Source organism: Nocardia yamanashiensis NBRC 100130, from assembly GCF_001613325.1.
In the GTDB taxonomy this organism is placed as follows: Bacteria; Actinomycetota; Actinomycetes; order Mycobacteriales; family Mycobacteriaceae; genus Nocardia; species Nocardia yamanashiensis.
In genome coordinates this window covers 72,568-90,198 of the sequence record NZ_BDCD01000022.1, presented here as the reverse complement: position 1 = coordinate 90,198, position 17,631 = coordinate 72,568, and the positions used below count along the sequence as shown (strand labels likewise).

The 17,631-nt window shown below is 67.9% G+C and carries 13 protein-coding genes; 5 read left to right on the top strand and 8 right to left on the bottom strand.

Annotated elements, in window-relative coordinates; genetic code table 11:
- Positions 1-353 precede the first annotated feature (353 nt).
- From NY1_RS25930 to ssd, 3 genes are all read right to left on the bottom strand, one after another.
- Positions 354-1,052 carry a type II secretion system F family protein gene (locus NY1_RS25930; protein ID WP_233434486.1) on the bottom strand — a complete coding sequence of 233 codons (699 nt, stop codon included), beginning with the start codon at positions 1,050-1,052 and terminating at the stop codon, positions 354-356.
- A 346-nt stretch (positions 1,053-1,398) separates the two neighbouring features.
- Complete coding sequence (locus NY1_RS25925) at positions 1,399-2,583, bottom strand: TadA family conjugal transfer-associated ATPase (protein WP_067718609.1); 1,185 nt, start codon at positions 2,581-2,583, stop codon at positions 1,399-1,401.
- A gap of 508 nt (positions 2,584-3,091) precedes the next feature.
- Positions 3,092-4,474: a septum site-determining protein Ssd gene (gene ssd / locus NY1_RS25920; RefSeq protein ID WP_067718606.1), complete on the bottom strand. Its 1,383-nt coding sequence runs from the start codon at positions 4,472-4,474 to the stop codon at positions 3,092-3,094.
- A 353-nt stretch (positions 4,475-4,827) separates the two neighbouring features.
- On the opposite strand from ssd, the gene NY1_RS25915 reads away from it, so the two are divergent.
- Complete coding sequence (locus tag NY1_RS25915; RefSeq protein WP_408639427.1) at positions 4,828-5,637, top strand: HAD family hydrolase; 810 nt, start codon at positions 4,828-4,830, stop codon at positions 5,635-5,637.
- A gap of 622 nt (positions 5,638-6,259) precedes the next feature.
- Here the strand turns inward: NY1_RS25915 and NY1_RS25910 are convergent.
- From NY1_RS25910 to NY1_RS25890, 5 genes are all read right to left on the bottom strand, one after another.
- Positions 6,260-7,006 (bottom strand): Fic family protein, encoded by a 747-nt coding sequence (locus tag NY1_RS25910; protein ID WP_067718603.1) that lies wholly within the window; start codon positions 7,004-7,006, stop codon positions 6,260-6,262.
- Positions 7,007-7,182: 176 nt separating this feature from the next.
- On the bottom strand, positions 7,183-8,856 hold the full coding sequence (locus tag NY1_RS25905) for a dipeptide ABC transporter ATP-binding protein (protein WP_067718600.1): 1,674 nt from the start codon (positions 8,854-8,856) through the stop codon (positions 7,183-7,185).
- Positions 8,853-9,812 carry an ABC transporter permease gene (locus NY1_RS25900; RefSeq protein WP_233434485.1) on the bottom strand — a complete coding sequence of 320 codons (960 nt, stop codon included), beginning with the start codon at positions 9,810-9,812 and terminating at the stop codon, positions 8,853-8,855. The genes NY1_RS25905 and NY1_RS25900 overlap by 4 nt, the downstream gene beginning before the upstream one ends.
- A 13-nt stretch (positions 9,813-9,825) precedes the next feature.
- The gene (locus NY1_RS25895) at positions 9,826-10,752 is read right to left on the bottom strand and encodes an ABC transporter permease (protein WP_067718595.1); all 927 of its coding nucleotides are present in this window, start codon (positions 10,750-10,752) and stop codon (positions 9,826-9,828) included.
- 7 nt (positions 10,753-10,759) lie between these two features.
- The gene (locus tag NY1_RS25890) at positions 10,760-12,271 is read right to left on the bottom strand and encodes a peptide ABC transporter substrate-binding protein (protein ID WP_084535364.1); all 1,512 of its coding nucleotides are present in this window, start codon (positions 12,269-12,271) and stop codon (positions 10,760-10,762) included.
- A gap of 382 nt (positions 12,272-12,653) precedes the next feature.
- On the opposite strand from NY1_RS25890, the gene acs reads away from it, so the two are divergent.
- The 4 genes from acs to NY1_RS25870 all read left to right on the top strand — a co-directional run bounded on the left by acs (position 12,654) and on the right by NY1_RS25870 (position 17,612).
- Complete coding sequence (gene acs / locus NY1_RS25885; RefSeq protein ID WP_067718592.1) at positions 12,654-14,597, top strand: acetate--CoA ligase; 1,944 nt, start codon at positions 12,654-12,656, stop codon at positions 14,595-14,597.
- A 257-nt stretch (positions 14,598-14,854) separates the two neighbouring features.
- Complete coding sequence (gene nhaA / locus NY1_RS25880; protein WP_067719011.1) at positions 14,855-16,081, top strand: Na+/H+ antiporter NhaA; 1,227 nt, start codon at positions 14,855-14,857, stop codon at positions 16,079-16,081.
- A 41-nt stretch (positions 16,082-16,122) separates the two neighbouring features.
- Complete coding sequence (locus tag NY1_RS25875) at positions 16,123-16,635, top strand: phage holin family protein (protein ID WP_067718590.1); 513 nt, start codon at positions 16,123-16,125, stop codon at positions 16,633-16,635.
- Between the two features lie 23 nt (positions 16,636-16,658).
- Entirely contained in the window at positions 16,659-17,612 is a 954-nt protein-coding gene (locus NY1_RS25870) for an alpha/beta fold hydrolase (protein ID WP_067718587.1), read from the top strand.
- Positions 17,613-17,631 lie beyond the last annotated feature (19 nt).

Below are 17,631 nucleotides of genomic sequence, written 5' to 3'. Positions count from 1 at the left end.
CCATGCCCGCGGACCGCCGGCATCCGGTCCCGCAGCACCAGGAATCTCCGCCCCGCGACTTCGCCGCCGCCAGTTCGAACACTGCACAACCTGCGGCCGAGCATGAGCGGCCAAGGTGTCGCCCTGTTTCCGGATCCAGCCGGGCCTTACGTACTTCATCTTGAATTCCTTTCCATGAGGGAGGTCCACCATGCGGACGTTGTCGGCCAACGGCTTCGGCAGTGGTCCTAGCCGCAGTTCCAAACCGCCACTACGCCGTTCCGGCCGACCGAGCCGATCGAGCGGGCAAGCTGGCCGAGCCGGTCGAGCGCGACGAGTTGATCGAGAGGGACGAGCTGGTCGAGCTGGTGGTGTTATCGCAGGACTCGTTCGGTGATCGCGTCGGTCCAGAGGAGGCCGGCGCAGGTGAGGGCGGTGCCCAGGGGGAGCAGGAAGGTGCCCGCTGGGCTGGCGAACAGGATGTTCAGCGGGGCTGCTCCCATCAGCTGGCCCAGGGCGATTCCGATGAGCGGGAGCAGAGCGAGGACTGCCGCGGTTGCGCGGGCGCCGGCCAGCGCGGCGCGGGTGCGATCGCGAAAGCGGCGGCGGCCCAATAGGTCCAGGCGGGCTGCGGCGAGCAGTTCGGCGAGGGCCAGCCCGTGGTCCTCCGCGACTCGCCAGGCTTCGGCGATTCGCGACAGTTCCTGTGCCACCGCGGCTTCGGATTGGCGCAGGCCGTCCGCGCCGGAGCCACCTAGCCGGCTCCGCGCGGCGCTCACCGCGAAAGCGTGCGCAACTTCCCCTTCCGTCTCGCGCGCAGCGATCGCGGCGGCTGCACTCGGGTGCGCACCGATACGCAGCTCGCCGATCACCGCCTCCAAACCTTCGAGCAGCTGCGTGCACCCCTCGGTCCGGCCGCGCTCCCGGATACCTCTTCGACGCCGCAGGCCGAAGGTTCCCGCCAAGGAGATCGCCGCGAGCATCGGGCCGACACCGAGAACGATCACCGCCACCGGTGCGAGTAATGCCGACAGCTGAATCACCCGGCCCATTCGCCACTTTCGTGACGGCACCGGGGCACGGAACATCGCATCGAAGCGTCGCCGCGCGGCGGGCGCAGGCAGTGCTACCAGCGCGAGTGCGATGCAACCCAACGCCGCGGGGAAAGGCGCGATCCCCACCATCACGTACCGCCTTTGCCACCCAAGTTGTCCTCAGGAGCCCACCCACGGTGGCCGTCGGGCATCGAAGGCCGATGGCCGAACCGCCAGCGTCGAGGTAGCCCCGGCGGCTGCGACGGGCGCCACCAATACGGCTTGCCCCGACGGAGATCCGGATGTTTCTGGCCACGCGCGGTGTCCGGCACAGCGAGATCCGGCAACCAGCGGGAGCGGTCGGAGCGGGAGGGGTTTTGGCTTGTCATCGGTCGGTCCTTTCGGCGATCAGGCGGTGCAGGGTTGGGGCGGCGGGGGTGGGCTGGCCGCGGGCGGACCAGGCGGGGGTGATGCGGACCTGGGTTTCGGTGGGGGTGACCAGGCCGATTTCGCGGAGGGTGCGGGTGCCGTCGGGGTCGCGGTGGACGTGGAGCACCACTTGGATGGCGGCGGCCAATTGGCTGTGCAGGGCGGCGCGGGACATACCGCCCAGGGCTGCGAGGGCTTCGAGGCGGGCCGGGACCTCGCGTGGGGAGTTGGCGTGGACCGTGCCGGCGCCGCCGTCGTGACCGGTGTTGAGGGCGGTCAGCAGGTCGACGACTTCGGGGCCACGAACCTCGCCTACTACTAGGCGGTCAGGGCGCATTCGGAGGGCTTGGCGGACCAGGTCGCGGACCGTAACCTCGCCTGCGCCTTCGACATTGGCGGGGCGGGCGACCAGGCGGACGACGTGGGGATGGGGTGGGGCGAGTTCGGCGGCGTCCTCTACGCAGATGATGCGTTCGGCGGGATCCACCTTGGCGAGAAGTCCGGACAGCAGCGTGGTCTTTCCCGCGCCCGTTCCACCGATGACGAGGAACGCGAGACGGGCTCGGATGATGTTCTCCAGCAGCGCTTTCGCTTCCGGAAGCACCGCCCCAGACGCAGCCAACGCGTCCAAACCCTGTGCGGCTGGTCGTAATACGCGCAGGGACAGGCAGGTTCCGCCGTGAGCTATGGGTGAGAGCACCGCGTGCAATCGCACGCCGAACGAATTACCCAGGGCCGCTTCGGTTCCGGACAAACGTCCGTCCACCCATGGTTGCGCGTCATCGAGGCGCCGCCCCGCCGAGAGGGCGAGCCGTTGGGCGAGCCGCCGTACGGCTGCTTCGTCGGGAAACCGCACCGTGGTGCGCCGGAGCCCGCGCCCGCGATCCACCCAGACCGCATCGGGCGCGGTGACCAGCACGTCCGCGACTTCCGGATCGTGCAGGAGGGGCTCCAACACCCCGGCTCCGGTCATCTCGGTCTGCAAGAGCCGCAGGGCGCGCAGCAGATCCGTATCGCCGAGCATGCCGCCGGCCTCGGCGCGAAGCGCCGCCGCGACTCGCGCGGGATCCGCCTCACCCGCGCCCTCCGCGAGCCGATCCCGTACGCGATCCAAGAGCTCGGCGTTCACCAGCGCACTCATCACGCGCGCCGAGGTGCGGTCACGCGCCTAGGACCGAAGCACCCCGCTGCGGAGCCGGCGCGGCCCTCGCCCGGAGCCCCCACCTGCGACTCGCCCATGGCGTCGGCCCCCGACTCTCCCACCGCATCACTGCGCGGGTGTGCCGCCGCAGCGTTGCGCGACTCACCCGCCTCGCCGCTGCGCGGGTCTGCCACCGCATCACTGCGGGGCTCTCCCACCGCAGCGTTGCGAGGCTCTCCCACCACACCGTTGGGCAATTCCGCGGCTGCGTCGGTTCGAGACTCAGCGGGCATATCGGACTGCGCCGGCGCCACCTGGCGAGTCCGTGCAACAGCCGCTGTGGCGGTTCGTGCCATTGCCACCATGTCAGTTCGGGACTCACCGGTGAGATCGATGCGGGACCCCGTCCCGGTGCCGGATCGGGATGCGGGTCCCGCCGCGAGCGGCGGTACACCCGGCTTCTTTGCCGAATTGCGTTGCGGGTCGGACTTTTTAGTGAGTGAGACGGTCATCGGAGTGCCTCCGCGATGGGGGTGTTGGATGTAATGGGGCCGGGGTGGGCGGGGGTGCATGTGGACGTGGGCGGTCTGCGGCGCGGAGTCGAGCGACGCATGGCGGGTGCGCGACGAGGTGTGGCGGGGAGTGGGAGGGCTTCGAGGATGGCGGCGGCAGCGGTTCGGAGGGGGCCGCGGCGGTTGACGGTGAGGCCGGTGCGTTCGAGGCGCTCGGGGAGACCGGGCTGGGGTGGGACGGCGGCCAGGAGGGGGAGAGCGAGGGTGGTCGCTATGTCGGAGCCGCGCAGGCCGCCGGGGGCGGGGCCGCGAACTATGAGGGCTGCGTTGGGGTTTCGGGTGAGCAGGTAGTCGCGGACGGATTCGGCGGCGACTATCGCGCGGAGCCGGGCGGGGGTGATCAGGACGGTGAGGTCTGCGGCTTCCAGGATCACGTCGGCGTGTGGGGCGCGTTCGGTGGAGAGGTCGCAGACCACGAGATCGCCTGCCGAGCGGCCTGCTTCGATTACGGCGGCTACGCCCGTCGGGGAGAGTGCCGGGTTCACGGAGGGTTGTTCATTCGCGGACTGGGATGCGCATCTCCCAAGTGGGACTTCGTGTTTCCCGGCGGTCCCGCAGCAATCCCGGCCTGCGACTGCCACGGGAGGGTGGCTCGACGTGGAGGCAATCAAGGGTGGCTGGACGGTCTCGGCCATGAACGCTGACGCAGTTGCATCGAATCCTGTTGTCGTCCCGCCTCTTCCGCAGGAAAGTACGGACACCCCCGAGATGGCGGGGAGCGCCTGGTGGAGGGCGACGGCGGAGATGCGGCCGTTTTCGATAGCGAGGTCGGGCCAGCGCAAGCCCGGGTTTTGTTCGATCCCGAGAAGTAGGTCGAGACCGCCGCCGTAAGGGGCGGCGTCGATGAGAAGAGTGCGGTCGCGGTAGTGGGTGGCGGCCGTGAGGGCGACGGCGGCGGCGAGGGTGGATGCGCCGGCGCCGCCGCAGGCCCCGGCTATGGCGACTACCGCGCCTCGCGTGTGAGAGCGCTGGTAGTTGGTGGTGAAGGCGGTGATGAGGGTGTCCGATTCGGCGGGCAGGCGCAGCACCTGTTCGGCGCCGACGGCGGTGGCGGTCTGCCAGTCGAGCAAACTCGGTTCCTCGGCGGTTACCAGGATGATTCCGGGTCGGCGGGGGTGTCCGGCGGCTACGCAGTTACGTGCGGAGAGGGTGTCGAGGATGATCACCGGCGCGGCCGCCCAGGGGTGGCGGCCCGGCAGGGCGGGGCGTTCGTCGAGGGGCTGGTCGGCCGCGGCGGCAATGCGCCGGATCTCTTCGCGCAGCGGAATCGCGGTGAGGAGGACCAGAGCCGGAGCGCCGGCGGCGGGGTGGTTGTCCATGCAGGTCAGCGTCGCGCCGAAAGGCGAGCGATAACAGCGGCCGATCGGCGAGTGTGGATAACACGCGAGGTGTGGACAAGTTGAAATTCGGCGATGGGAACAACCGAACTGTCCGGAAATAGAGGACGGCCCCAGCCGGGGGGGGAGGAGGCTGGGGCCGTCGGGTTCAGCCCCGGGGGGTCGGGCTGAACGCGCCTGGACCATGTCCAGGTAACGGCAATACTACACCCATGACCCGCCAGGTTTGCAAGTCCGCCCGGCGAGTCTTTTTCCCGCCGACACCCTTCGGCTTCCGCCTGGCTAACTCGGGCAAAAGCTACCGAGACGCACATCTGTCATCCGCGAAACATATTCTGGACCACGTGACAGCCGAGCGCGGACGAGTCGCCGCCTTCTTCGATCTCGACAAAACGGTGATCGCCAGGTCGAGCGCCTTCGTGTTCAGTAAGCCTTTCCTGGACCAAGGCCTGCTCAGCAGGCGTGCGGTCCTGGAAAGCAGCTACGCGCACTTCCTGTTTCTGCTCTCCGGCGCGGACCACGACCAGATGGAGCGCATGCGTGAGCACCTCACCAAGATGTGCGCGGGCTGGGACGTGGGGCAAGTGCGCTCGATCGTCGCCGAGACGCTGCACGACATCGTCGATCCGCTGATTTACGCCGAGGCGGCGGATCTCATTGCCGACCACCGGATTCGGGGCCACGACGTGATCATCGTGTCGGCTTCGGGCGAGGAAGTCGTGGCGCCGATCGCGGCGGCGCTGGGCGCCGATCATTTCGCCGCCACCCGCATGGTGATCGAAAACAACAGGTACGCGGGCGAAGTCGAGTTCTACTGCTACGGCGAGGGCAAAGTCGAAGCGATGAAAAGGCTTTCGGCGCAATACGGTTACGACCTGGCGCGCTGTTATGCGTACTCCGATTCCGTGACCGATCTGCCGATGTTGAACGCGGTCGGGCATGCCACCGCGGTGAATCCGGACCGCGGGCTGCGGCGCGAGGCGCAGGCGCACGGGTGGCCGATTCTCACCTTCTCCAATCCGGTATCGCTGTGGGCTCGGCTGCCCGCGCCGACCACCACGACCGTCGCGGCGAGCGTGGCGGTGGGGTTGGGCGCGGTCGCGGCGGGGGCGCTCAGCTACCGATTGCTCCGCCGGCGGCGTTAATGCGCCAATGCGCGAAACGCCATACGCAAAATTGCGAGACACGCCGGATATTTGAAAGTTTCCCCAGCTCTTGATGTGACGGCGGTCACGGGGTAACAATGGAGGCACGGAAGGACGGAAGGCCAAGACCGGACCGGAAGAGAAGGTCCGACCTCCCATCCCACCCTTCCCAGCACGGACACCAGGCACCCACGCGGAGCACGCCGCGACAAGGGCACGAGTGTTGTGGGCCTGCGTTATCCGGGATTTCGAGGGCGAGGGCCTCGCACGATGCGGGGATGAACCAGCGGATTCCGGAGAGCTCGCCGAGGCCGGAACACAACCCGATGAGCACGCTTGGTAACCAGGTAGTCCGTGCTAGCGGGCGGTGAGGTCGCAATTTCGCGACAACGCCGCCCGCTTTGATGTGAAAACCCAACTCTCGGGACTCTCAGGGGCTTCGCCCCCGAACCCCCTCACGATTCTCAGGACTCCGCCCCGTACCCGCTCACGATTCTCAGGACTCCGCCCCGTACCCGCTCACGATTCTCGGGGCTCCGCCCCGTACCCCGAATCGCGTTTCGACGCGAATTGATGCCCGCCGGAATTCCGATGGGCCGTAAGGGTTCTTGACCGATGCGGATCAGTTGACGGCGGAGTCGGCGATGGAGCGCGCTTCTCGGGCGCCGTCTTCGAGGGCCCCGCAGGTGAACAGGACCCAGCCGCCTACGCCTTCGGGGGTGCCCATGCCGAAGGAGGCGGCGGCGTCGAGGTAGGGCTGGTGACGGCGGAGGTAGAAGACTTCCGGGACGCCGAGGCTGTGGGGGTCGAGGCCGGTGGAGACGGCTACCAGGCGGGACGCGGCGCGGGCGACAATGCCGTCGGCGGTGCCGAAAGGCTTGAGGGAGAGCAGTTCTCCGTGCACGACGGCCGCGATTACCGGGGCGGGGGCCTTGGTGGTGGTGATGGTTTGGGTGAGGAGGTCCAGGCGTTCGGCCACACCGGGCACATTGCGGGGGCGGCCCAGGAGGTCCTTGTCCTCGACGAGGTCGGCGGCGGCGAGCAGGTGGAGGCGGGCCAGGGCCTGCAGCGGGGCGCGCTGCCAGACGGCCACCAGGTTGGTGAGGGCTTCGCCGTCGAGAGCCTGGCCGACGCGCAGGGCGCCGGCGAGGATCGGGTCTTCGACATTGCCGTCGGCGGGGAGATCGATGGTGCCGCCCTCGATGGCCGCCGAGGAGCGGGCCGCGCGGACCGCCGCTTCCGCCGCAGTGGTGGGCCAGCCGCGCCGGTTCGCCCGATGGCGATGCACTTCGGCGAGGGCGTCGCGGGCCTTGTCGGCGGCTTCGCGGACGCCGGGCAGATCGACGAGGGGCTGGAGCGGATCGGTCACCCCACAGAGGCTAGCTGTCCCGCCTCTCCGTGATTTCAGCGCGCGGCTCGAGGGGCGTGGGCAGTGGCGCATGCGAGCCTGCGGTCGGGTGCCGAAACTATTTTGGGCGTACCCGGGGAGTTACCCCGAGCGGCGCGAGATCAGTTGTCACTTTTCGGTGCGGAGCCGATGGGGTGTCAGCTCACCAGCAGGTCGCGGCCGGGGATGGCGTCCAGGAGGCGGCGGGTGTAGTCGGATTGCGGGTTGTCGAAGACCTCGGTGGTGGTGGCGGCCTCGACCACGTGGCCCTGCTGCATGACGACCACGTTGTCGGCGATCTGACGGACTACCGCGAGGTCGTGGGTGATGAAGAGGTAGGAGAGGCCGAGTTCGGCTTGGAGCTCGTTGAGGAGTTGCAGGATCTGGGCTTGGACGAGGACGTCGAGGGCGGAGACGGCTTCGTCGCAGACCACGAGGTCGGGTTCCAGGGCGAGCGCGCGGGCGATGGCCACGCGCTGGCGCTGACCGCCGGACAGTTCGCCGGGGTAGCGGTCGGCGACGGAGGTGGGGAGGGCGACGAGTTCCAGGAGTTCGCGCACGCGGGCATCACGTTCGGCGCGGGTGCCGATGCCGTGCGTGCGCAACGGTTCCACGATGGTGCGATGGATCGAGTAGGACGGATCCAGTGAGCCGTACGGGTTCTGGAAGATGGGCTGGACGCGGCGCCTGAAGGCCAGCGGCGCCCGTTTGGCCATCTCAGCGACATCGCGACCGTCGAAAGTGACCGCACCCGAGGTGGGCGGCACCAGGCCGAGTACCATTTGGGCCACGGTGGTCTTGCCGGAACCCGATTCACCGACCAGCGCGGTGGTGGTCCCCCGGCGCAGGCGGAAGGAAACCTGGTCGGCGGCAACGAGTTCGGTGTGCTTCCAGGGCACCGAGCCGCGAATGCGGTAGCGCTTGGTGAGCGCGTCGGCGACGAGGATGTCATCGGGTTGCGCGCCTTCGGTTTCCGCGGCGGCGACGTCTTCGGCGAGTTCCCGGATCTTTGCGCGGGTGCGGACGGCCGAGAGCCGCTGCGAGGCGATGGAGGGGGCGGAGTCGACCAGCCGGCGGGTGTACTCGTGTTGCGGATCGCGCAGGATCGCCAGTGCCGGACCGGATTCCACCACCCGCCCGCGATACATGACGACCAGATGTTCGGCCCGTTCGGCCGCCAGCCCCAGATCGTGGGTGATCAGCAGAACCGCGGTGCCGAGTTCCTTCGTCAGCCCGTCGATATGGTCGAGGATCTGCCGTTGGACGGTGACATCGAGCGCGGAGGTGGGTTCGTCGGCAATCAGTAGTTTCGGCCGCGCCGACAAGCCGATGGCGATCAGCGCGCGCTGCCGCATACCGCCTGAGTATTCGTGCGGATACTGGTTCACCCGCTGTTCCGCGTCGGCGATCCCGGCTTCGGCCAGCAGTTCGACGGCACGCTGCCGAGCGGCCCGGCCGCGCGCAATGCCATTGGCGGCCAGGGTTTCCGCGATCTGGAAGCCGACCTTCCACACCGGGTCCAGATTGGACATCGGATCCTGCGGCACGAACCCGATGCCGTTGCCGCGCACCGCCACCAGTTCGGCGGCCGACGCGGCGGCGAGATCCTTGCCGTCGAAGAGAATTTGCCCGGACTCCACCCGTCCGGTGCCGGGCAGCAGCCCGATCACCGCGTGCGCGGTGGTGGACTTCCCGGACCCCGACTCCCCCACGATGGCCACGGTCTGCCCCGGATACACCGTCAGATCGACGCCGCGCACGGCTTCGACCCGCCGTTCCCCGGATCCGAAAGACACCCGCAGATCCCGGATTTCGAGCAGTGGCGCAGTCATCGCCGCTCCTTCGGATCGAGGGCGTCGCGCAGCGCATCGCCGAGCATGATGAAGCCGAGCACGGTCAGCGCCAGCGCGGTCGCCGGATAGAACAGGATGAGCGAGCCGGCCCGCAACTGCCGTTGCCCGGCAGCGATATCCGCGCCCCAGGACACTTCGGTGGGCGGCAGGCCGACGCCGAGGAACGACAGGGTGGCCTCGGTGACGATGAAGACGCCCAGCCAGATGGTGGTCACCACGATCACCGGACCGAGCGCATTGGGAAGGATGTGCCGCAGCAGAATGCGAAACCTGCTGACGCCCAGGGCTTGTGCGGCCAGCACATAGTCGCTGCCCTTGACCGAGAGCACCGAACCGCGGGCGATACGCGCCACCTGCGGCCAGGTGAAGGCGGCCAGAATCGCGATCACCACCCAGATGGTGCGATGCCCGGCCAGCTGCATGAGCACGATGGCGGCCAGCATGAGCGGGATCGCGAACACGATTTCGGCGATCCGCGAGATCACCGAATCCAGCGGTCCCCCATAGAATCCCGCCAGCGCCCCGAGCGTCCCGCCGACCAGCAGGAACAGCAGTGTCGCCCCGATGCCGGTGAGCACCGACGCCCGCGCCCCATAGATGGTGCGCGCGTAGATATCGCACCCTTGCAGGTCGTAGCCGAACCAGTGGTCCCGGTTGGGCCCGACCAGGCTGTAGTCGACCACGCAGTACCGCGGATCCTGTCCGGTGAACAGGCCCGGGAACGCCGCGACCAGTACCACCAGCGCGATGATCGCCACCGCCACCAGGAAGAGCGGTTTGCGCCGCAGCTGCCGCCACGCCGACCCCCAGAAGCCGGCCGGGGCGCCGTGCACCTCGACCTTGTCGGTGGTGACCACCTCCACCTCGTCGGGCGGCGCCACCCAGCGTTCTTGACCGGGCCGCGGATCGCCCTGTGGCGCATCCTTTTCCAGCATCGGTGGCTCCCGTTCAGGCATAGCGGATCCGTGGGTCGAGCACGGCGTACAGCAGGTCCACGATCAGGTTGGAGATGAGGAAGACGACGATCAGCGCGGTCACGAAGGACACCACCGTCGGCGCCTCACCGCGCACCACGGCCTGGTAGAGCGTGCCGCCGACGCCCGGGATATTGAAGATGCCCTCGGTGACGATGGCCCCGCCCATGAGCGCGCCCAGGTCCGCACCGACGAAGGTGATGACCGGGATGAGCGAGTTCCGGAGAATGTGCACCACCACCACGCGCCGCCGGGTGAGCCCCTTGGCGGTCGCGGTGCGCACGTAATCGGCGTCCTTGTTCTCCGCCACCGAGTTCCGGGTCAACCGCAGCACGTAGGCGAAGGACAGCGAGGCGAGCACCAGCGCGGGCATGATGAGCCGCGGGATGCTCACGTCGGAACCGACCGTCACGGGCGCGATATGCCATTTCACGCCGAACAGGAACTGCGCCAGGAAGCCGATGACGAATATCGGCATGGCGATCACGACCAGGCTGGCGACCAGCATGGTGGAGTCGAACCAGCCGCCCTTGCGCAGGCCCGCGATCACGCCGAAGAAGATGCCGAACACGGCCTCGAAGAACACCGCGAGCAGCGCCAGCCGGAAGGTGATCGGGAACGCGTGCGCCAGTACGTCTTTCACCGGCCTACCGGAATAGGACGTGCCCAGATCGAAGGTGAAGATGCCCTTCAGATAGTGCAGATACTGTTGCCAGAACGGCTGATCCAGCCCGTACTGCGCCTTCAACTGCGCTTCCAGCGCCGGGGTGAGCGTGCGCTGGCCCGCCAGCGCGGTCACCGATCCGCCGCTCACCTTCCAGATCAGGAAGTAGATGAGCAGGGTCGCGCCGAAGAACACCGGGATCATCTGCAGCAACCGCCGCACTATGTACCAGGTCATGCGCCGCTCATTTCAGCTCGAGGTTCTCGAAGTCGGCCAGCCCGTTCCAGGTGATGGCGACCGACTGCACCCGCTTGGAATATCCGGACGAGGCGATGTAGTCGAAGATCGGCACCGTCGGCAGGTCGCGCAGCAGCACCGATTGCGCCCGTCCGACCACCCGCCAGGATTCCTCCAGGGTCGGCGCCGCCTCCGCCGCCGCGATCAGGCTGTCGTACTCGGGGCTGTTGTAGCCGACGTCATTGGTCTCCGAACCGGACAGGAATGCCGGTTCCAGGAACTGCAGCATGGTCGGATAGTCGCCCTGCCAGCCGTACCGGAACGCCTTGCCGATGGTCTTGTGCGTGATCTGATCGCGCAGCTGCTTGAAGGTCGGGTACGGCGCGCCCACCGCTTCGATGCCCAAGGTATTGCGAATGCTGTTGGCCACCGCGTCGATCCACGCCTGATGCCCGCCGTCGGCGTTGTAGGCGTACTCGAATCGCCCACTCCAGGGCGCGATCTCGTTCGCCTGCGCCCAGCGCCGCCGCGCCTCGTCGGGGTTGTAGTCGAGCACTTCCGAACCCGGCAGGTTCCCGTCGAACCCCGGCAGCACCCGGGAGGTGAAGTCGCGGGCGGGCAGGCGGGTGCCGTGGAAGATCTTCTGCCCGATCTGGGCGCGGTCGATGGCCATCGAAATGGCCTGCCGCCGCAGCAGTCCCTCGGCCCCGGTGAAATGCGCCAGGTCCAGCGGAACACCCATCCACTGGTTCTGCGCGGTCGGCGCTTGGACGGCGCGTTCGCCGAGGTCGTGCTGGAACACCGAGACCGCGCTGTCCGGGATGGTGTCGAGCACGTCCAGGTTGTCGGCCAGCAGATCCGAGTACGCGGCATCGAAGTTGGAGTAGAAGACGAAGGTCAGGCCCTTGTTGTGCGGCGGCCGCCCGCCCTTGTAGCGCTCGTTCGGCACCACGGTCAGCTGCACGTCGTGCTGCCAGGCGTCACCGTCGGCGAGCCGATAGGGGCCGTTGCCGATCGGATGTTGCCCGTAGGCCTGCATGTCCTTGAACGCCGACTCCGGCAGCGGATAGAACGGCGCGTACGCCAACCGGGTCAGGAAGTCGATGGTCGGCGCGATCAGATCCACCGTGAAGGTGCGGTCGTCGATCACCTTCAACCCCGACATGGTCTGTGCCCGAGGCGGATCCGCCTGCACGTCGGCGAATCCGACAATGGGCGCGTAGGTGTAGCTCTGCAGCTGAGCGTTGGTGACCAGCGCGCCGTAGTTCCACGCGTCCACGAAAGACCTTGCGGTGACCGGTGATCCGTCGCTGAAGGTCCAGCCTTCCTTCAACCGGATCCGATAGTGCTGCCGGTCGCTGGTCTCGATGGATTCGGCGACCTCGTCGTGCAGCACCCCCTTGGCGTCGATGTACCGCAACCCGGCCCACAGCCGGTCCACGATGCGCCCGCCGCCGTTCTCGTTGGTATTGGACGGAATCAGCGGATTCTGCGGCTCACTGCCGTTGACCGCGATCATGTCGCCGAACACGGGCTTGATGGTGCAGCCGGAAAGGACCGCGGAAAGCAGGGCCAGCACCACGGCCAGCGCGACCGCGCCTCGGCGTAAAGCCGGTTTCGCCAGTTCCACCTGCGCCCCCGATTCGGTTCACGGTTCGGTCATACAGAGCCTGGAAAGTTAGGAGCCGACGTTACGTGGGTTCCGCGCCGTTGTCCTGATAGTCCGGACTTCGCGCGCGACACGCCGGAGGCCCAGCCCCGCGCGCGGACGTGAAAACCCTCACGATCCGCCGAGTGAGACCGATCCGGACGGGCGAACCCGACGCAGGTCACAGTCGGTTAGGGTCGAACGTGGCCGCGGTCACCCCCGCCGGCCGAGACGCGAGAGAAGAAGAGACGAGATGACCGAAACCGCCGATCACCTGGATGCCTATCCGCCGAGCGCCGAGTTCGCGGCCGCCGCCAACGGCGACGCCTCTCTCTACGATCGGGCCGCCGCCGACCGCGAGGGCTTCTGGGCCGAGCAGGCGCAGCGGCTGCACTGGCACGAGCCGTGGACCCGGGTGCTGGACTGGGACGACGCGCCCTTCGCCAAATGGTTCGTGGGCGGCAAGCTGAACGTCGCCTACAACTGTGTCGACCGCCATGTGCTGGACGGCCACGGGGACCAGGTCGCCATCCACTGGGAGGGCGAGCCCGGGGATTCCCGTGACATCACCTATGCCGAACTGCTGGCCGAGGTGTCGCGGGCCGCGAACTACTTCACCGCGCTCGGCCTGGAAGCCGGGGACCGCATCGCCATCTACATGCCGATGGTGCCGGAAGCCATTGTGGCCATGCTGGCTTCGGCGCGCCTGGGCCTGACGCACTCGGTGGTGTTCGCCGGGTTCTCCCCGAGCGCGCTGCGCCAGCGGGTCGACGACGCACAGGCCAAGCTGGTCGTCACCACCGACGGGCAGTGGCGCCGGGGTTCCGCCGCGCCGCTGAAAACCGCTGTGGACGATGCGCTTTCGGCCGAGGGCAGCAGCGTCGAGCATGTGCTGGTGGTGCGCCGGACCGGGCTGGACGTGCCGTGGACCGAGGGCCGGGATCTGTGGTGGGACGAAACCGTCTCCCTCGCCTCGCCCGAACACGAGGCGCAGGCCTTCGACGCCGAGCACCCGCTGTTCATCCTCTACACCTCCGGCACCACCGGAAAACCCAAAGGCATCCTGCACACCTCCGGCGGCTACCTCACCCAAGCCTCCTACACCCACCACTACGTCTTCGACCACAAGGCCGGACAGGACGTCTACTGGTGCACCGCCGACATCGGCTGGGTCACCGGGCACTCCTACATCGTCTACGGGCCCCTCTCCAACCGCGTCACCCAGGTCGTCTACGAAGGCACCCCGAACTTCCCCAACGAGCACCGCCACTGGGAAATCATCGAAAAATACGGGGTCAGCATCTATTACACCGCCCCCACCCTGGTGCGCACCTTCATGAAATGGGGCCGCGAAATCCCCGAAGCCCACAACCTGTCGAGCCTGCGCCTGCTCGGCTCCGTGGGCGAGCCGATCAACCCCGAAGCCTGGCGCTGGTACCGCGAAGTCGTCGGCGGCAACAAGACCCCCATCGTGGACACCTGGTGGCAGACCGAAACCGGCGCCATCATGATCTCCCCGCTGCCGGGCGTGACCGCCGCCAAGCCCGGCGCGGCCATGACCCCGCTGCCGGGCATCTCCGCCAAGGTCGTCGACGAGGAAGGCCGTGAGGTCGAACTCGGCGAGACCGAGGCCAACGGCTACCTGGTCCTGGATCAGCCCTGGCCCTCCATGCTCCGCGGCATCTGGGGCGACAACGAGCGCTACAAGGACACCTACTGGTCCAAGTACGCCGACCAGGGCTGGTACTTCGCCGGTGACGGCGCGAAGCTCGACACCGACGGCGACCTCTGGGTGCTGGGCCGCGTCGACGACGTCATGAACGTCTCCGGCCACCGCATCTCCACCGCCGAGGTCGAATCCGCGCTGGTCGGGCACTCGGGCGTGGCCGAAGCCGCGGTCGTCGGCGCGTCCGACGCCACCACCGGCCAGGGCATCGTGGCCTTCGTGATCCTGACCGCCGAGGCCAAGGACACCGGCGAGGACCTGGTCAAGGAGCTCAAGGACGAGGTCTCCCGCGAGATCTCCCCCATCGCCAAGCCGCGCGAGATCCACGTGGTGCCGGAGCTGCCCAAGACACGCTCGGGCAAGATCATGCGCCGCCTGCTGCGCGATGTGGCCGAGGGCCGCGAGCTGGGTGACACCTCAACCCTGGTGGACCCCAACGTTTTCGAGGCCATCCGGGCCGGTAAGGCGTAGCCCTCGGACGCGCGAGGGAATTGACGGCCCCCTGACCTGACGGTCAGGGGGCCGTGTCGCGCTGAGCGAAAGCAGCCCCCGTGACCTGCGGGTTCGGGCGGATTCGCGCACGGGGTGGTCAAGAAGTTCCCGGCAAACCGTTAGAATTGCGCAAAAGGTGTGCCGGGAAGTCTGGTCGGCATGCGGTTGTGCCTACCTCCGATGGATTGGTTACGCACGCCGCTTTTTCGTCGACCGACCGACCGAAAGGTGTGCACGTGATTGTCCAGGTCCGCTCGGAGCTAGCCAGATACCTACGGACCGAAACCTTCGGCGGCGCACTGCTTCTCATCGCCGCGGCCGCCGCGCTCATCTGGGTAAACTCCCCTTGGGGAGCGAGCTACACGACAATGGTCGAGACCAAGCTGGCCATTCCCGCGCTGCATCTGGATCTGACCCTGGCGGATTGGACCAAGGACGGTCTGCTCGCGGTCTTCTTCTTCGTCGCCGGCCTGGAGCTCAAACGCGAACTGGTGGTGGGCGAGCTGGCCGATCGCAAGAGCGCCACCCTGCCCATCGTGGCGGCGTTCGGCGGCGTGCTCATGCCCGCGCTCATCGCCATGAGCGTCGGCTGGGGCGTGGACGGCATGGATCGCGGCTGGGCGATTCCGGTGGCCACCGATATCGCCTTCGCGCTGGCGGTACTGGCCATGACCGGCTCGCGGATCCCGGCCGGCGCGCGGGTGTTCCTGCTCAGCCTGGCCGTGGTGGACGATCTGATCGCCATCATCCTGATCGCGGTGCTGTTCACCACCACCGTGAAGATGCTGTGGCTGCTGGTCGCGCTGCTCTGCTTCATCGCCTGGGCGGTCGGGCAGAAGTTCCGGGTCGGCACCCCCTTCCTCTACGTGCCGCTGGCCCTGGTGTCCTGGTACGCCCTGCACGAGGCCGGGATTCATCCGACGCTGGCGGGCGTGGCGTGCGGCTTGCTGACCCGGGTGCGGCCGGATCCGGACGAGGACGAGCACTGTGTGCCCGCGGTCAGGCTGGAGCACTTCTTCCAGCCCATCTCGGCGGCCGTGTGCGTGCCGCTGTTCGCGCTCTTCGCCTCCGGCGTGCCGCTGGATTCGCAGGTGTTCTCGAAGCTGTTCACCGACCGGCTCTCGCTGGCCGTCATCCTGGGCCTGCTGGTTGGCAAGACCGTCGGCATCTTCGGATTCAGCTGGCTCGCAGTGCGTGTCGGCATCGCGGTGAAGCCCAAGGATCTCGGCTATCGGGACATGTTCGCCCTCTCGGTATTAGGCGCGATCGGCTTCACCGTTAGCCTCTTGGTGGCAGAACTCGCACTGGAGGATGTCGGCGACGGGTCGGCGGCCGAACTCGCGAAAGCAGCGGTGTTGCTGACGTCATTGGCGGCTTCCCTGGCGGGTTCGGCGCTACTGTTGCGTCGTGGCCGTGCTCACCAGGCACGACGCGACGAGCGGGCGCTGCAAGATCAACAGTGACCACCGGAGCAGTACCGGGACGACGGAGAAGGGTCGGGCAATTGAGCTTCACACAGGGCGGTAACGGGCAGGACGGGCGTCGCCCCCGCACCATCACCTCGATTCCGTTGTCCGGTGTCGATTCTCGCCAGGAGAGCTTCGGCGACCTGGTGCGCGATGCCAGCGAGCAGATGTCCACGCTGGTGCGCGCCGAGGTCGAACTGGCCAAGGCCGAGGTGACCGGTGAGATCAAGAAGGGGCTGCAGGGCAGCGTCTACTTCATCGCCGCGCTGACCGTGCTGCTGTTCAGCTCGTTCTTTTTCTTCTTCTTCCTGGCCGAGCTGCTCGATGTGTGGGTGTACCGCTGGCTGGCGTTCCTCATCGTCTTCCTGCTGATGATCGTGGCGGTGGCGCTGTTCGGCCTGCTCGGCTATCTCAAGGTGCGCAAACTGCGCGCGCCGGAGAAGACCATCGAATCGCTGAAGGAAGCGAAGACCCTGGTGCCCAGCGGTTTCAGCGGTCACGGTAAGCACGAGGCCGACGCTCCGGCGCAGCTCGACACCTACCGGAACTAGTTCTTCGATTACGCTCCTTCGGCGTGTCGTCGAATTCGCTGCCGGATCCGTCCGCCGTCCGTTATGACGGACCGTGGATCCATCGGGACGTGCATGCCAACGGCATTCGCTTCCATGTCGCCGAGGCCGTGCCCGCCAGTGGCGCGGCCTACGCGGATCCCGACACGCCGCTGGTGGTGCTGCTGCACGGATTCGGCGATTTCTGGTGGTCGTGGCGGCATCAGCTGACCGGGCTGGCCGAACGCGGGTATCGCGCGGTGGCGGTCGACCTGCGCGGGTACGGCGACAGCGACAAACCGCCGCGCGGCTACGACGGCTGGACCCTCGCGGGTGATGTGGCTGGCCTGATCCGCGCCCTCGGCCACACCGATGCCACGCTCGTCGGACACGCCGAGGGCGGCCTGGTCTGCTGGGCCACCGCCGTACTGCATCCGCGCCTGGTGCGCTCCATCGCGCTGGTGAGTTCACCGCACCCGGTGGCCTTGAAGCGCGCCGTACTGCGCGATCGCCGCCAGCGCGCGTCCTGGCTGCCGAACTTCCTGCGCTACCAGCTCCCCCGCTACGGCGAACGCCTCATCACCGCGCACGACGGCTACGAGATCGAACGCCTGCTGCGCGAACGCGCGGGCGAACGCTGGTCCGCCACGCCCGAATTCGCCGATACGGCCCGCCGTATGCGCACCGCTATCCGGGTGGCCGGAGCCGCCCACTGTGCGCTGGAATACCAGCGCTGGGCCTTCCGCTCGCAATGGCGTCCCGACGGCGCGCGTTTCATGGCGGCCATGAGCGAACCCATCCAGGTGCCGGTGCTGGCGCTCTACGGCGATCGCGACCGCTACATCCTGCCGGCCACCATCCGGCGCGGCGGCGAACTCGCGCCGAACCGCCGCATCGTGCCGATCCCGGACTCGGGCCACTACGCCCATCAGGAGAACCCGGACGCCGTCACCGCCGAGCTGGCGAAACTGCTCGACTGAGTACGCCGGAAAAGCAACG

What these genes read in the sequence shown, in the direction of transcription:
- NY1_RS25925 (WP_067718609.1), bottom strand. Translation starts at nt 2,583, where the DNA reads ATGAGTGCGCTGGTGAACGCCGAGCTCTTGGATCGCGTACGGGATCGG.
- ssd (WP_067718606.1), bottom strand. Translation starts at nt 4,474, where the DNA reads ATGGACAACCACCCCGCCGCCGGCGCTCCGGCTCTGGTCCTCCTCACC.
- NY1_RS25905 (WP_067718600.1), bottom strand. Translation starts at nt 8,856, where the DNA reads ATGACTGCGCCACTGCTCGAAATCCGGGATCTGCGGGTGTCTTTCGGA.
- NY1_RS25900 (WP_233434485.1), bottom strand. Translation starts at nt 9,812, where the DNA reads ATGCTGGAAAAGGATGCGCCACAGGGCGATCCGCGGCCCGGTCAAGAA.
- NY1_RS25895 (WP_067718595.1), bottom strand. Translation starts at nt 10,752, where the DNA reads ATGACCTGGTACATAGTGCGGCGGTTGCTGCAGATGATCCCGGTGTTC.
- NY1_RS25890 (WP_084535364.1), bottom strand. Translation starts at nt 12,271, where the DNA reads ATGATCGCGGTCAACGGCAGTGAGCCGCAGAATCCGCTGATTCCGTCC.
- acs (WP_067718592.1), top strand. Translation starts at nt 12,654, where the DNA reads ATGACCGAAACCGCCGATCACCTGGATGCCTATCCGCCGAGCGCCGAG.